Source organism: Chitinophaga ginsengisoli, assembly GCF_003014595.1.
Classification (GTDB): Bacteria; Bacteroidota; Bacteroidia; order Chitinophagales; family Chitinophagaceae; genus Chitinophaga; species Chitinophaga ginsengisoli.
Genome location: NZ_PYGK01000007.1, coordinates 262,548 through 279,419, shown reverse-complemented (window position 1 = coordinate 279,419; position 16,872 = coordinate 262,548). Strand labels below are relative to the sequence as shown.

The following is a 16,872-nucleotide window of genomic DNA, read 5'->3' as shown; positions in this document are numbered from 1 at the left end:
TGACTACTACCAGGTGAAGTTAAAGGCATCCTTCAGGTGCAAACGGGCATGATTACAGAAAATATTGGGAATGCTTCCTGCGAAGCATTCCCAATAACTGGTGAAAGATTATCAGGGAACGATGATCTTCTTAGTGAAACTTCCCACCTTCGAATCTATCGTCACGATGTACAACCCTGCATTAAGCCTCGAATCGATCTCTATCTTGTTGTTGCCTTGAGTTTTCTTTTCGTAAAGCTTTCTGCCCTGGTTATCATAAATTCTTATGACCGCATTTTCTGAAACTTCCTGAAGAAGGATCGTAAACCTTCCGGCACTGGCGGGATTCGGATATATGCTAACTGCATCTTCATTAATGTTGACCTTCGATGCTACTCTGGCAGCAGAAGTACCGCCTGTTCCCTGAACGAACGGGGATAGATAATTTCCAGCAATCACCTGTTGTGAAATACCGGGCCCCTGCCAGGCTACCGCTAGATTATCACCACCACTGGCTTCTTTATGAAGTATTTCAATGTAGTATTTTTGTCCGGCAGCCAGGTTAATGGTAGTGGACTGCTGTGTGCTGTATTTATTCCATTCTCTCGAATTCGTCCAGCCATTCACATAAGCTATCCTTGAGCTATTGGCGGGCTTGTCGCTGGTGCTCAGGTATAAATCCGTATTATCATCTCCAGCTACCCAGAAAGTGTAGCTTCCGCTTGCAGGAGGATAGATATATCCACGGATCCTGGTTCCATAGTTATCCGCCCAGTTTGTCGGGCCTTCCAGGCTGGTGAGCTGATCCCTGCCTGTAGGATTGTCTGGATAATTGGCATTGGAGGTCAGGCTACTAATAGTAGCTCCGCTAATCCCCGTCCAGGATTCTCTCAGTATGGAGCCCGTCATGGTGACGTTAAAGGTTTGCGTACTTTGGCATCCTCCGCTATTAGTGTAGGTGGCCACATAGTTCCCTGCCTGGTTGGCCTGGATATTTGAAATGGTTACTTCGCGCGTAGCAGCACTAAAGTTATTCGGCCCGCTCCAACTCCACGATCCTCCTTGAATAGGCTGAGGGCCAAACTTTACGCTACCACCTGCAGTTACAGCAGCATTGGCCATCTGCTGCCAGGTCCCACCATTAAGCTGCACGTACGGAGTGATGGCAGTAGGTGTACAAGCGGCAGGGTCCCAGTAAATTAAGCCTCTTCCGCCGCCGGAACTCATATATACTCTTCCGGCAACATTCATGTCTCCCACGAGCAATGGCGCGCCCGCAAACTCATGGTCGTCGTCATTCAATCTGGCCCAGGTAGCACCCTGGTCTGTTGATCTGAACAGACCCGTAATGCCTGACACTGTTCCCCAGATGAAAATAGTAGGATAGCTGGATCCGGGCATCGTCTTTCCTATTCCCACCGTTTTGCAATAAGTTACATTTGAAACGGCTGTATAAGTCGCTCCGGCATCGGTTGAATATTTCAATCCGTTGCGGCCAAGAGGTACCCAAATATGCCCTTCAAGACCCGGCACTGTCCGGATTTGGGCGGCTTCCCACGGATAATTTGCGGTTGACGCGCCCGGCGTACCTGCTACTGAAAAGCTGACGCCTTTATTGGAGCTCCGGAGCATTTGTCCGTTGCCAGGAATGTATATATAAAAATAATTCGGATTTACCTGATCAGCCACCGGAGCAGCGCTTCCGAGTGATACACCCGAACAGGCCGACCAACCAGCTCCGTTGTTCGTAGTATAGTAGGTCGTTGTGGAACCTCCGGGGCAATGTAATATAGTGCCTCCATCTGCACTGATGGCAACCTTTCCGTCTGTCCCCATGTTGGTGGTGGCTCCCGTCCATGTGGCACCCATATCGTTGGAATAGTAAACAACGTTTCCTCCGTTGGAAGCCCTTACTACTCTGCTTGTGTTGGCACCAGCATAAGCAATGCTCTGGTTATTCCCATCTGTAGGGGAAAGTTTTTTTGTTGGATAAGAAGTCAACGGCTGGTGCACAAAGCCTGTTACGTCGCCGAAAGAAGAGATAACCGGCCCTCCGGGAATGCTTGTCACGTCGAGCAATGCTGTTTCTTCAATTCCTATCACATCATATTTCCAGGAAGGGTTCGTGGCTGTGATATCGGAACAGGTATATATGCCGCCTCCGCCGATTACCCTCACTTTTGAAAGATTGGATTGATCAAACTCGATACAGTCCATCCAGTTAACGGCGCCTCCGTCAGACCATCCCATGCCATTACTATCATATGTAGCATTCTTCCCGTTTTTAAGTGTCCACGTCGATCCGCCATCGGTAGTGAGGAAAATAAAGTCTCCCCAGCCGGTACCAAACTGGTTGTTCCAATACATGCCACAGGTAGATACTATTACCCGATTAACATTAGTCGGGTCTATACTCACGCCTCCGTATGGATAATCCTTTGAAGAAACGGGGGTAACGTTTGTCCACACACCGGTAGCCGTGTTGAGCTTATATAACTTCCCATCTCCTCCACCTGATTGCGGACCTGCATCATCTGAATAGGTAACATACATGGTAGTTCCCTGCAGTGCCGCGCGATGCGGCATAAAACCGGTAGTGGCGGAAATGTCGGTAAAGCTGGCGCCTCCGTCTGTGCTCTTATAAATATTCGCGCTTCCGGTGCGGGAAACGCCTATGTACATGGTTTGAGTAGCCCCACCCACTACGGCGCTTGACGGATCATACACTACAAAACATATTCCGTTCTCGTTGGAGGTGGTAGTTACACCGTTCCAGGCAAGGTTCCAGGTAGTGCCACCATCCGTACTCTTCCACAATCCGTTAGCCCTGGTTCCGCAGAATAATATGTTACTGTTTTTGGGATCTACTGCAAGACGTTCTCCGTTACCGCGTCCGCTCCCATTTCCATGCGCTTTAAATTTAGCGGTAACATCTGTATAAGTAAAAGTATTTCCTTTGTCTGTAGATTTTAATATAGCCGTTCTTCCATTGTTGATATAGGAGGTTCCACAGAGCATATAAACATTATTGGGATTCTGCGGATCCAGCGCGAGGGCTTCCACTCCAATAAATCCATTTTCTGACTCGTCAAGCCAGTCGAGTAGTTGAACCCATTTATTGTTCGCAGCATCCCAACGGTAAGCCCCGCCTACGTCTGTGCGACAATACCTATCGCCGGATGTCTTATGGGTAATGATCCCTGTCACAAATCCGCCACCACCAATTGGTGCGTTCTTCCAGACATAGCCGGCGGTGGTCTGTGCCATCACTTTATAGCCCGGAAACACAAGGCTTAGGAGGAGTAAACAGAGAATGGCAAGTTTTTTTTGCCTGCATTGAGGGAATGTAAAAGGTCCGAAGACGAAAAGTAGCATGCCCTTTTGTTTAAATGGTGTCAGTAATTTGGTTTTCATAGAGTTTATGGTCGTTTGTTTGGTTTTCTAACGAAAGTTCCGACAACTTGGCATCACAACGGGATGCTCCCGGGAAGCTTAGCAGCAGCAGACGCATTTTCATAACGGCAATTATTCTCTTAACTGAATGTTGTAAAACTACGGAGATGTTCTTTGAGGCGGGGTTCTCAAAAGTTGCAGACTATGGTAGGAAATGTTTCAAATGCTGATTTTTCATAGGAATTCTGCAGGTTTAACTTCTTTAGGGGCCCTTTCTTTTAGTATCGACATACTGTGACTACCGCGAAATTCCACTTTGCTCCGGGACAGAAGATGACTGCTATTCTGTCATATTCGATTATCGAATATAGTGTTTACAAGTCCGGCATCCATCCCGTTGTATTAACCACTTCCAGGAAGTGGCCCATCATATCGGTACAGATGATTCTTTACTTTTAGCAGCGGCTTTCGCCTGCCAGCGCAAAAAATACATCTGTACCGAATACAATGGATAAGGCTTAGCGTGGGCTAATTGTAATGTCCCATCGCCTGGAACACCTTCCCATCCTGATCGAATACGAAAAATTCCGCCGCTTTCTTTCCCTTAACACTCGTATAATAGATGATCACAGTATTCATGCACGATAAAACTTCGTGCAGATCGAAATGAAGATCAGGATATTTCACCAGCGCCTTTTCCCAATAATTCCGTACGTTTTCCTTTCCTTTGAGACAGCCATCCGGGTTGATGCCCATCTGCAGTATAAAGGGACTGCTCATTTCAAAATCTTCCGTATAGTGTGCGAGTACCGCATCAAGGTCGTGCGCGTTCCATGCGGCTACCCATTCGTCTGCAAATTGCAGGGCCTGTTCGCGTGAGATCATATTTTTTTTTAATAAAAGTACGGCGCAGGAATATGAGGAAATAGGACAAAAAGGTCAAATTGCTGTCTGACCTGGTGTATGGCCGAATGCCTGTTTGTACCTGCGGATAAAATAGGATATATCTTCAAATCCGCTTGCATAACAGGCTTCCTTCACCGATTGCTGCTTGTGTTGCAGAAGGTATTTTGCGTGTTGTAAACGTTTCCCGATCATCCATTGGCCGGGGCTACTGCCCACTTCTTTTTTGAACCATCGTTTAAAAGTGCTCAGGCTCATGTTGTGCATGCTGGCATAATACTGGAGCTGCATACGGTCTGTAATGTGGCAGGCCATAGGACTGAGCAACGTATCCTCCTCCCCAAGCAGTAGGTTCAGGCTTACGAAGGGTTCCCGCTTTACGATGATATCAGAATATAAAATAGAATTCTTTGGAATAAGGAGCGCATCACCGCCTTTCATATCATAACATTCACCGTTCAGGAAAACCACCTTCCTGCCTTCGCGTACATAGGTAAGTGTAGTGTAAGGCATAAAGAAGGCATCTTCTGAAGAGCGGCGGTACTCGCAGAAGGCCATATTCATGACATCATCCGCATACAGCAGTTCCACCTTTGCCTTGCATTGGTTAAAGTTTTCATACAGCCGGATCATAGACCCGAAATTACAAAGTCTTATTGAAAAAGCAGCTGCGCAAAATTAAACAGGTTATTCCGCCATACCGGCCAGGTATGGCCACCCGGATATTCGCTATAAGTGTGTTTGATATTCAATTCATCCAATTTTGCCAGCATCAGCTGGCAGTTCCCGTAGGCAATATCCTCCTTTCCTCCCATAGCAATCCATAGTGATTTCAGGTGGTTGTTGATAGTGGCCGCATTGGTTTTCATAAAATTGTACTGAGCCTCCGCAATACTACTCTGCCTGGATTGTATCCAGCCCGAACTGAATACGCCGAGGTAAGAAAACAGATCGGTGTTTTTAATACCGGTATAAAGCGTGTGAATGCCGCCCATGGATAAACCGGCTAATGCCCGTTTTTTGGGATCTGTTTCCGCACGATAGTTTTTTTCTACCAGGGGTATAATAACATCCTTTAGTTCTGATTCAAATGTCTTCAGTGCAGATTCATCAAAGGCAACACCACCTACATTTGCATCGGGCATAACGATCAGCATGGGCACCGCTTTTTTTGAGGCGATCAGATTATCCATGATCAGATCCGTTTTACCTTGCCTGGCCCAGCCGGTTTCGTCTTCACCGCCACCGTGTAAAATGTAGAGTACAGGATATCTTTCGTTTATATTTGCATCATAACCAGGCGGGGTGTAGATATACAACTGGCGCCATGAACCGGTAACCTTTGAATAATATTTCCTGACCCGGATATCTCCATGCGGTACATCTTTTAATGCATAATAGCCGCCACCCGTAAAGGGTATTTCAATACCACTGGCCATTCTTCCCATACCATAAAAAGTTTCACTGGCAGGGTCGGCAACGGCCACGCCATCTATAAGCAGGGAATAATAATGAAATCCTTCACCAATAGAATCTGTTGTTGCCGTCCATAAACCACCTGTGTCTTTCACCATATCATACTTGCGGCCCAGATCAACCTGTACCTTCTGCGCTTCCGGCGCCTTCACACGAAAAACAACACGGTGGTCAGCCAATATCTGCGGATACTTTGCATTGCGCGTATTGGTTGCAGCAGGCGCGCCCACTACAGGATATTTGGAGAACGTGGTAGTATCCACCGGTTTAAAGATCAGCTGGGAGAACATATACAACCCGTTCTTCCATACTTTGAAATCGTGCACGCCCGGCTCAATGTAATAGATATGCGGCACATTATTCTTCTGCAGGTAATCATGCGTGCGTTTACTGAATGTAATCAATCCGTCGCTGGCGCCGCAGGAGATCCAGAGTAATTTTATTTTCTGCCTTGCTTCCGCGGGATCCGGTACCAGCTGTTCCGGTATTTTAGTATTTGGCGCAGATGAAAAACCGCCGATCCATGCAAACTTGTCCAGGTTACCCAGGCCAAAATTCAGTGACTGCCCACCTCCCATCGACAGGCCGGCAATGGCCCGGTGATCCCGGTCCGTGTAAACAGGATACTTCTTTTGTATATGGGGAATGAGATCGTTCAACAGATCTTTTTCAAAAGTAGCAAACGCCTGTACCTTATCAGGAGCCATAATATTGCCAATGGCCCGGTCATCTTTCATGGCCCTGCCGTTAGGCATAACAACAATCATCGGCTCAATTTTTCCTTCGGCATACAGGTTGTCCAGCACTACCTGAGGGGTACCGCCATTCAGCCATTCCTTTTCATCGCCGCCTATGCCATGTAACAAGTATAACACCGGGTATTTACTCTTTTTGGAAAATCCCGGCGGCGTATATACCAGCGCTTTACGGGGATTACCTACCGTTACCGAGTTATAGCTAATGGTATCAATCCGTCCATGTGGTATACCAGCACGTAGGGAATCAAAACCGGAAGGCGCGTGTTCAATGACGCCTTGTGCAAAAGCGGGCATGGTAAACAACAGAAGAATGGGTAGATTAAAAACTAACTTTTTCATGCTGGATGATTTTTCTATTATAAATACCGTCTTGCAGTGGCATACGTGGGTTACTGAGCTTCGGGTTTCATTAAACGTGGTATTGCCATAGGTGCTGCTACCGGCAGTCTGAAGTATTGCAAAGAAAAGGAATTTAGCGGTTCAAAAAGTTTAAAAATAACCGCCTTTTTTTAGATGTAATTAAAGTATAAGCTTCCTCAATATGTCAATCATTCCAGTTCTATAACAGCTTTAATTACCCCATTGGATGGATCCGGCAAACTTTCAAACTCACTTGTAACGTTCTCAAACGCAATACGGTGAGTAATGTAAGCACCAGGTTGTACCAACCCACTTTTTATGGATCCAATGACGTGATAAAAATCTTCCCGGGTTGCATTACGGCTACTCATTAACGTAGCTTCACGTTTGTGAAACTCCGGATGGCTCATACAAATATCCCCTTTTTGCAAACCAACCAGTACATATCTGCCGCCATGTGCCATGTATTGAAAGCCGTTATTTATTGCCTTTAAATTGCCCGTGGCATCTATTACTACTGTAGGCATCTCCCCTTTTGTTATAGCAGAAAGCTGATCCAGCACATTGTCGGTTGACGCATTGATAACATGCGCTACTTTCAAGTTATCCCTGCTAAATGCTAGTCTTTTTGCATTAACATCCAGGGCAATTACGTTGCCACCTGCAATACGGGCAAATTCCATTACCCCTAATCCTATGGGGCCCGCGCCAATGACCAATACAAATTCACCCGGTTTTACAGCTGCCCGCCTGATACTGTGTGCGCCGATAGCCAGGGGTTCCACCAGCGCCAGGTCATCATAGCTCAGGCCATCCCCATGTACCAATGCACTGATCGGCACATTCAGGTATTCGGTCATTCCTCCATCAACGTGCACACCACAGACATTGATCTTAACACAGCAATTAGGCTTTCCTGATTTGCAGGCAATACAGGCACCGCAGTTAAAATATGGGATAAATGTTACAATGTCACCGTTTTTAAAGCCTGGTGCGCCATTACATTCAACCAACTCTCCTGAAAGCTCATGTCCTAAAATACGTGGGTAGCTAAAATAGGGTTGTGTGCCTTCAAACGCATGCAGATCGGTACCACAAACGCCTATTCTCCTGATCCTGATCTGGGCGTAACCTTCTCCAGGCGCCAGTCTTTCTTTCTGTTTAAGCACTAATTTTCCTGGCTCTTCACAAATTATTGTTCGCATGTCATTTTATTAAAGCTGAAAGATCTGTTCCATCATTACCCACTTCTCTCCTTCTTTTGCCCAGGGTAAAGGCTGCTGGAACTTCCACATTAACTGTTCCCATTCCTGCACTTTAGGATTGCCGGCATCAGCAGCCGCTTTTGCGGTTGCGTTAAACTGGTCATTGGTTTCCATAATCATCATTAAACGATTACCCGTTCTGTAGATCTGCATTTCCGTAATCCCCGCATCAAGTATGCTCCTCTTAACTTCGGGCCAGCCATTTTCTGCCTGGTGCCAATATTCATATTCCGCTATCAACTGAGGATCATCCTTCAGATCAAGGGCTAAACAGTATCTTTTCATATTCTTTTTTAGTGTTTATAAGTAGCTGGCAGCATAAACCCTGTCAATCAATCCTTGCCCTACCATTTCCTTCCAAAATCCTTCCGGGATTATTGACTGGGGCAATGCAACATTCTGTGCTACCCTTTCTGCCTGGGTAGTATTCAGTGCGATGCTCGTAACCCCCGGTGCATTCAGGCCAAAAATTACACATGCCTGTACCGGTTCTATCTTATGATTGAGGCACAACTGATAAAACTGCTGCCGCCACTGATATAAATTTTTGTCTTTTGCCGGATCTGTCAACTGGTAATTATAATAAGCTGATCCCGTTAAAAATCCACCATTAAAAACAGAAGAATTTATAACTGCGGTCCCCTGCTGCTGAAGCTTTAGCATAAATTCCGCCAACTCCGCGGGATGACTATGAACAGTCATACTATTAGCAATCATTACCCAATCCAGCATTACATCATCCGCTATTTTTTTTATGATCCGCCAATTTTTTGCGCCCACTCCAATCGCTTTGACCTTGCCTGCCTTCTTTAATTCATTTAAAGCCTGGTAAGCATCCAGGATATCCTGGTAGCGCTGTGTTTGTTCCCGTTCGCTCTTTGATGCTGCAAGATATTCGTCGGGATCATGCACAGACACCAACTCCGCATGATAACTGCCAAGCAGCTCATTTCCCTGTTCATAACATTCCAGGATGCCTTCATAACTTATTTTTTGAACTGCATCGTACTTCAGGTCCCGCCATATTCCGGGTTCGAAAGTGGGTTCGGCCGTTTTTAACTCCGTACGTAACCAACCCAGTTTATTACTGATCAGCACATCCGAAGGGCTGACATTTAGTTGTTTTAAGGACCTGCCCAGCACTTCCAATGCCAGCCCGGCGCCATATTTACCTGCTGAATCAAATACAACAGGTTTGGCGGAGCATTTTATGCTTTCATTCACAATAGATAGCTTCACCTCATCCGGGAGCGCTACATATAAATTTCCTAATCCGCTGGTGCCAAAAATTACTTTCGGCAATGTGATTTCCTGCATATTATAGAGCACTAATAAATACTTATACGATCGCGCCTTCAATTTTCAGTACAAGTGCATTTTTGCACACCGGCCGTTCCGGCAGCTGCACCTTTAGTCCTTCAGATGTTTGCTCAAAGGTCAGGCTGTCATTTCCCAGCAGGCTAACCCGGGCAACTTTTCCTGTCCGATCATTTGCAGTCAGTGTTTTAACCAATGCCGTTTTATCCGGTGGACAGCCTAACATAATTGCGTAAAGTGTTTTCCCCTTCGTAGTAAAACGAATATCTTCTGCTCCAAATGGTTTGCCTTTCCCTTCGTTAAAACCCTGTGCGCTCAAAGCTACAACTGATTCCATGGCCGGCCCTTCACCAAATGTTTTCCAGGGGCGCGTGCCGTAAATAGCTTCACCGTTGACCTGCATCCATGCTGCCACTTCCTCCACTACTGCGCGTTCTTCACTATCAATGCTACCATCGCCACGTACCGGCACGTTCAGTAGAAGATTACCGTTCTTACTCACCACATCGGCCAATGTATGTATTACTGTTTTAGCACTTTTATAACTTTTGTTATCAAACACGCGACGGTCGTAATGCCAGTTACCAATACAGGTATCGGTTTGCCAAGGCAGGGGTTCTATCTGGTTACTTTGTCCACGCTCGATATCCCATATCATACACTTGCGTTGCTGCTCGTCCAACATCTTACCAAACAAAGCAGCCTGCAGTTTTCCGTGTTTTTTAATACTGGTATTGTAGAAATGCGCTGCTATTTTTAACCCGACGTCGCTTACCGGCCAAAGCGGCAATGCATTGTCATCAAAATAAACAAGCTCAGGGCTATATTTATCTATGAGCTCAAGCGTACGGTTTAAAAATTTATCGCAATAAGCTTTGTCTGGCACGCTTGCGCCGTTCCCCCAGTACCAATGTTCTCCCATGCTATTGTCATCAAGACTGTCCTTACTCAAAGTATGGTTTTGTGCATACAATTCCTGTGGATCATAACCATTCCACCATTTGTTGTGCCCGTCAGCTTTAGTCAGCTTTCCATCATAAGGGACACCCGCATAAGGTCCATTTTTGTCAGAGCGCTGGGCCGTCTCATACCAGGTCCAGGCATGTGAGGCGTGTACCGTTACACCAAAGGGCAGCCCCTGTTCTTTAGCTGCTTTTGCCCAGCCGCCAATGAGATCTTTTTTAGGTCCCAGCTTAGTAGCATTCCAGCGGTGGTATTTGCTATCGTACAGATCAAAATTATCGTGGTGGTTGGCCATGGCCATAAAATACCTGGCGCCGGCTTTTTTGTATAAAGCAACTAATTCCTGCGGATCCCAGTTCTCCGCCTTCCATTCGTTGATCACATCTTTAAAACCAAATTTTGAAGGGTGACCATATTTTTCCAAATGATATTTATATTGATCGCCACCTTCCTGGTACATACCGCGGCCATACCAGTCACCACGTTCGGGCTGACATTGCGGGCCCCAATGCGCCCAGATGCCAAATTTCGCATCACGGAACCAGTCAGGTACCTGGTACTGCCCCAGCGATTCCCAGGTGGGCTGAAACGGGCCTGCAGCCATAAGATGATCTGCCTGGGAAGCAAACAGGTTGCGTGCATAAAGATTAGAAAGATATAAGGATGACAGACCCGTGGCTAAGCCTTTTATCAATGTTCTTCTTTTCATGGAATTTAGTTTTATTAGTTTCAATATAAGCCGGCAGATATTCTCCAGCTTAAATTGCGACTGATAAGCAATAAATCAAACTTACTGTTAAATGCCCACTCAACATTTAGCTTAACAGGACTTTTTTTTATACAAAACCGACTATTTGTTTATTTTGCTGTGGTAGAAAAAGGCATTTCAGCTAATCTCATTCATTTATTACACCGTATGATAAAAAGGGCGCTAAAACATACTTTCACGTTATTAAACGTCGATCATGTAGATCTTGATTCAAAGTGGAATTATAAAAACGTTATCAGCCCATATTTCAGACTATACTATATTGATGCCGGGGCGGGCGAAATATGGGATGTGTCGACGAAGATCAAACTTGAGCCGGGGTTCCTATATATCATCCCCAGCTTCACCTTATGTAATCTTTTCTGTAAGAGCTATCTCAGTCAGTATTTTGTCCAGTTTTTTGAGGAGTCGTCGGATGGTATTTCCTTATTTGCCAATAACAGGTCTATCCTTAAGGTGAAAGCAACAGAAATTGATATCATGAACTTCGCCCGTTTGCTGGAAATAAACCCAGGCAGGGGCATCAATCGCTCAGATAATCCAAGAATCTACGAAAAGAACATTTTTTATAAGGAGTACCAGGAGCTTAATAACCGGCAAAGCATGGCAACGTTCACAGAAACACATGGCATACTTTTACAATTGGTCTCACGATTTCTGGCACCGGATATATTTGAGAATAAGGATGCTGGCCCTGTGCCGGTAAAGATCCTGAGCGCTATCAGCTATATTCAGTTAAACCTGCACCGCGATCTTTCGGTAACCTACCTGGCAAAAAGGGCGAACCTGCATACAGATTATTTTTCACGCCTTTTTCAACAACACACCGGGGAAAGGCCTGTAAGATATATACATGAAAAAAGGATCGAGCGGGCTCAATACCTGATGGTCACAACCCAGATGACCTATGCTGAAATTGCTACACAGACCGGTTTTGAAAATGTATTTTACTTCTCTAAAATATTTAAAAAAATCACTGGCCTGTCTCCGGGGAATTATAAAAAACAAATGGACCTTGTCAACTTTTAGATGCTATAACCAGCTCCCCTCTTCTACCCGGACTAAATAGGTACCAGGTTTCAGGGAAGCTGGTTTTTCATAACATCAGCGATTTTCGGGGTGATTAAAGTTTTATTATATTCAGAAAATAAACATCATTCTCCCGGATCTCCAGCTCCGTTGAAAAAGAAAGCCCTTCTTTCACTTTTATGATATCTTTTGAAACCGGCATACCGTCATTTTTCGATTTAATTTGCGCTACCTGCTGTCTTGTAAGCTGTGCCGGTTTTCCCATGGAGAGATAAGTGGAATAAGCATCGTTGCAGCGATATCCTACTTTATATACTTCAAGTGCGTAGGTTCCGGCAGGTACGTTTGCAATATTGACCTTCAATTTTCCCTTCGGTTTTGAAGGAAGATCACGGATATAATATTGTTGATTGTGTACGGAATCTCCCGGATGTGTATTGGTAAAATCCCAGGCTAATACCTGTATATTTCCGGATGAATCCCTGCAAACCCATGATGTGGAATCTGCATTTGCCAATTCAATATCTCCCAGCCTGTTCATAAACTGGTATGCGTAGAATACCGGCTTATTGATGCCCTGGATGTTCAGCATGCCGAAGCCGCCGTGAAAAGGCGTAAAGCGGGGGCCGGGTTCTTCGAAAATATCGGTAAAGACCCAGTACGACATTGAGTTGGCAGCCTTACCAACCTGCTTCAGTTTTTGCAGCACGTATGCGGCTTCGTGATAGCTGTCATGAATAGGATCAGCCGGAGTATAGGATGCACTCCATTCGGTGTAATGGAGCTCCAGATCAGGCATTGACGAACCGGCAATCTCCTTTCTGGATTGAAGCACATCACCGCTCACACTCATGGGTTTTTTATCGAGCACGGTACCTGAATTGCCAAATTCATCGAGATATCCCTGCTTGACCCCATAGGCATGAGTGCTTATAAAATCTATGGGTACATTATTCTTCTGGCAGTATGCAATCATTTCCGGTTCCCAGGCCGCGCCGGCAGTGCCCGGTCCTCCAACGCGATATGATGAGTTGACACTTTTAATAGCTTTAACACTATAGGTGTATAATTTGAAGTAGTCTTCCTGTGTCCCCGCCCAGAAACCATCCAGGTTAGGCTCATTCCAAACTTCAAAATACCAGGTCTTTACCTCGCTTGCTCCGTAACGTTCTGTAAAATGCCGGGTAAGATCTTTCACCAATGCGCCCCATTTTTCGTAATCCTTCGGAGGAGTTACGTTACCCCGCCACCAAAAGATCGTTTTAGAACCACTTGCCAGTGCTGAAGGCATAAAGCCCAGCTCAACAAAGGGTTTCATGCCAATGCTTTGTAAAAAATCAACTAAAGCGTCAATGTACATATAATTGTAAACCGGGTTACCTTTACTATCCTCTGTATATACAGCCATGTCATCTGTTAAAAGACCATGCATGCGGATATATCTGAAACCACATTCTTTTCTTACATATGCAAGCTGCTGTTGCCAGTCGGCCCGGAGCCCCTCATTGGCGCGGCCTGCACCAACACACTCATTGAACATGGTATTCAATTTGCCGGCTGTTTTATTGAAGTCCATATTGATGATCCGTTCAGGAGCAGCTGGTTTCTTCTCTTTTATCCCTTGTGCGACCAATGTCTCTGCAATGGCAGAAAGCAGGATTAGCAAAAAAATGACTACTTTTTTCATCTCTAATTATATTTACCTTTCTTATAACCGTTTAAAAAGATATTGGGAAAATTGATAGAGGTTGTGATCCCACTCAATATTGTCATGCCCGTTAGTGTCTACATTCCAAACGTGGGGAACACCAATTTCTGTAAGGTACTGATGGACCCTTTCACTGATTCCGAAAAGACCATCTTTATTACCACATCCCAACCATAGCAGTTTCAACTTTTCCCGGGCGCCCTTAATATCCGGAACCAATTGAACATCTGTATACATATTACCAAACTTATTCGTATTAGGTGCCGAAGAAAAGCCACCTATATAGGCAAACGTTGCCAGATGATGCAAACCTATATTTAACGACTGTCCGCCACCCATTGACAAACCCGCCAATGCGCGATGTTCACAGTCACTGATAGTGGAATAATGCGAATCGATGTAAGGAATTATATCTTTCAATAAATCCTCTTCAAATGATTTTCCATAACCTTCAAAATTATCTGCTCTTCCGGAACGGCTGGCTGACGATGTATCTGTTACGGTCAACCTGGTATCACAATTAGGAAAAACCATCACCACAGGCCGAATTTTACCATCGGCAATCAGGTTATCTATAATGTTATCTGCCTGGCACCATTCAGTCCATTGACGATAGTCTTGTCCCAATCCATGTAACAGATATAACACGGGATATTTCTTATCAGCGGCATATCCCGGAGGCGTATACACACTCATTTCCCGTAGTTTTCCGAGTGTTTTTGAGTGGTACTGAACCACTGCTAATTTCCCATGAGGCATATTATTACGCTGCACATTAAACCCGGCAGGCGGATCAGGAAAAGTGGGTACAGTGTCCCCTTTATCACTCCAAACCAACACCCCTCCTGGTTCCAATACCTTTCCTCCGATCAATATGCTGGCTGATGCAGGCATTTTCATTTCATAATTATCTGAGGAATAATTTACCGCTACATAAAAGCCATCCCGCCAGTAAACATATACGCCAGGCGGATAATTCTCGGTGGTAGCTCCTGCACCGGTATAAATGCCACGCAGCACGTCCTGTTCCAGTTTTGAATCATCTGTATCCACGCCGATATAGGTTACTGTGCCTTTACCAACCTTATGTTTTACTACCGCTGCTTTTCCTTTATAAAACTGGTTGTTAAATGCGGCAAGTGTTTCTGTGTTTTTATCAGGCTCCAGCAGATCTGCCCAGTTGTTCCAGCTGTAATGCTCCGATCTCATAAGGATCTCTCCATTGCCGTTATTTGAAAGCATATCAGTTGCTTTCACCTGTGCCCCTATAAGCGCGGATATGGGAGCAGCCCATTCTGCCTCCCAGAAGTGTCCCATACGATCTTTGGTTGCCGTCCGGCAGGTAATGATCAAATGTCCTCCGTTAGCGGCATATTCGCTCCATTTCTTTACCAAAGCACTATCGGCCATTTCGTATGCGGGGACAATCACAAATCTGTATTTTGACAGATCAGCCGTTTCCTGGATCACATCTACCGGTGCACCGAATGATTTTGCTATTTCCAGGAATTTAATCGGGTAATTCCAGGCATCCCACTGCCAGGTCTGTTTTTGCCGGTCGATAGTCCAGTAATTTTCCACGTTCCAGAGGATGGCCGTTGACCTTGCGGCCAGTGCTGCCGGCATGGTAACACCTGGCTGGTATTGTTTCCGCAGCGTTTTCATTTCTTCCATGAATTGCATATACTCTTCGCCGCCCCGCGAAGGTGTTATACCGTCCGGCTGTATTACACCGGCGTGATATTGCTCTGCAGAATAGTTGATCTGCCGGAACCGGTAGGAACAGGCTACCTTTCCGCCTGCAGCAAAAGTGTGATACAGCCACATACGTACGGTACCGGGCAAAAGAAGCGGGTTATAGCTGCCCCAGTTCACCGGGCCGGGCTGAATTTCCATTACGCCGGAGACACCACCTACTGTTTTATAATATTCAGCGGCAAAGAGGATCACCTTACTATTTCCCAAACGAAAACCCAGCTCCCCGATATTGTTGGTACCACCATTCGGGTACGCGGTATAAGTAGCAAAATCAAGCTTATTGGTGCGCCGCGGATCAGCACCTGTAGAAACCGCTGTATAATTAGTGGTCACAAACTGGTCCTTTGAAATGTGGCTCCGTAATGTCGCTGCCTGAAAATCCAGGAATTCGGCCTGGGCATCTGCAGCATACCTTTTAAAGTCAAGCAAGGCATGGGGGTTATTGCCCCACCAGCCTACCAGGGTGGTATTAGGAATAATGATCTGATCGAAATCATCGTACCACTGACTCCAAAAAGCAGTGCCCCAGGCGGCATTCAATGCCTCAATAGTTTTGTATTTGTTCTTTAACCACTGCCTGAAGGCTTCCTGTGAAGAAGGGCTATAATCAGGCTTAGCATCAGGCTCATTATCGAGTTGCCAGCCAATCACATTTTTATTCTGACCATAATGCCTGGCCATCGCTGTTACAATGGTTGCTACAAATTTGCGATAGGCAGGGTTAACGATTGACCCTAAGCCACGTGTGCCATGCTCAGCCCGAATGTAATGACCATCCATGACAAAAGTTTCGGGATAACGAGTCCTCATCCACGCCGGCGTCGCCGCAGAAGGAGTACACATCAGCACTTTCACATTATATTTGGCGCAGAGATCTATCACCTTATCCAGCCAGTCAAATTCAAATTTACCCTCTTGTGGTTCCATTTTGAACCAGGCAAATTCCGCCAGGTGCACAAACTCATAGCCCATACCCGAAATCTTTTTAATATCCCGTTCCCATTGATTTTCGTTCCAATGCTCGGGATAATAATAGATGCCGGTTGTAATGAGATCTTTCTCAGGGAAAAAGCGGCTGCCCACCTGCGCAGTTGCGTTTAATCCTGAGATCAAAACAGTTATAATAAAGAGTATCGGGTATTTATTCATATTAATCAATGCAGCTACTACTCCTGTATACTTTTTCATGTGTTA

At 45.5% G+C, this 16,872-nt stretch carries 11 protein-coding genes; 1 reads left to right on the top strand and 10 read right to left on the bottom strand.

Going from position 1 to position 16,872, the window contains the following annotated elements:
- Positions 1-111: 111 nt before the first annotated feature.
- From CLV42_RS18825 to CLV42_RS18790, 8 genes are all read right to left on the bottom strand, one after another.
- Positions 112-3,393, bottom strand: coding sequence for a T9SS type A sorting domain-containing protein (locus CLV42_RS18825; protein ID WP_106603470.1), 3,282 nt, complete (start codon positions 3,391-3,393; stop codon positions 112-114).
- 507 nt (positions 3,394-3,900) lie between these two features.
- Positions 3,901-4,257 carry a nuclear transport factor 2 family protein gene (locus CLV42_RS18820; protein ID WP_106603469.1) on the bottom strand — a complete coding sequence of 119 codons (357 nt, stop codon included), beginning with the start codon at positions 4,255-4,257 and terminating at the stop codon, positions 3,901-3,903.
- 54 nt (positions 4,258-4,311) lie between these two features.
- Complete coding sequence (locus CLV42_RS18815; protein WP_106603468.1) at positions 4,312-4,908, bottom strand: helix-turn-helix domain-containing protein; 597 nt, start codon at positions 4,906-4,908, stop codon at positions 4,312-4,314.
- A 20-nt stretch (positions 4,909-4,928) separates the two neighbouring features.
- Positions 4,929-6,848 (bottom strand): alpha/beta hydrolase-fold protein, encoded by a 1,920-nt coding sequence (locus CLV42_RS18810; protein ID WP_106603467.1) that lies wholly within the window; start codon positions 6,846-6,848, stop codon positions 4,929-4,931.
- A 209-nt stretch (positions 6,849-7,057) separates the two neighbouring features.
- The gene (locus tag CLV42_RS18805; protein ID WP_106603466.1) at positions 7,058-8,074 is read right to left on the bottom strand and encodes a zinc-binding alcohol dehydrogenase family protein; all 1,017 of its coding nucleotides are present in this window, start codon (positions 8,072-8,074) and stop codon (positions 7,058-7,060) included.
- Positions 8,075-8,083: 9 nt separating this feature from the next.
- On the bottom strand, positions 8,084-8,419 hold the full coding sequence (locus tag CLV42_RS18800; protein ID WP_106603465.1) for an L-rhamnose mutarotase: 336 nt from the start codon (positions 8,417-8,419) through the stop codon (positions 8,084-8,086).
- A gap of 15 nt (positions 8,420-8,434) precedes the next feature.
- Positions 8,435-9,451 (bottom strand): aldo/keto reductase, encoded by a 1,017-nt coding sequence (locus tag CLV42_RS18795; RefSeq protein ID WP_106603464.1) that lies wholly within the window; start codon positions 9,449-9,451, stop codon positions 8,435-8,437.
- Between the two features lie 22 nt (positions 9,452-9,473).
- Positions 9,474-11,123 carry an alpha-L-fucosidase gene (locus CLV42_RS18790; protein ID WP_106603463.1) on the bottom strand — a complete coding sequence of 550 codons (1,650 nt, stop codon included), beginning with the start codon at positions 11,121-11,123 and terminating at the stop codon, positions 9,474-9,476.
- A 207-nt stretch (positions 11,124-11,330) separates the two neighbouring features.
- Here CLV42_RS18790 and CLV42_RS18785 point away from each other — a divergent pair, with 207 nt between their 5' ends.
- A complete protein-coding gene (locus tag CLV42_RS18785) occupies positions 11,331-12,212 on the top strand; it encodes a helix-turn-helix domain-containing protein (protein WP_106603462.1) in 882 nt (293 codons plus the stop codon).
- Positions 12,213-12,306: 94 nt separating this feature from the next.
- Here the strand turns inward: CLV42_RS18785 and CLV42_RS18780 are convergent, their stop codons facing one another.
- Positions 12,307-13,899 carry a GH39 family glycosyl hydrolase gene (locus CLV42_RS18780; RefSeq protein WP_106603461.1) on the bottom strand — a complete coding sequence of 531 codons (1,593 nt, stop codon included), beginning with the start codon at positions 13,897-13,899 and terminating at the stop codon, positions 12,307-12,309.
- Positions 13,900-13,920: 21 nt separating this feature from the next.
- A complete protein-coding gene (locus CLV42_RS18775) occupies positions 13,921-16,866 on the bottom strand; it encodes a beta-galactosidase (protein WP_211303486.1) in 2,946 nt (981 codons plus the stop codon).
- Positions 16,867-16,872 lie beyond the last annotated feature (6 nt).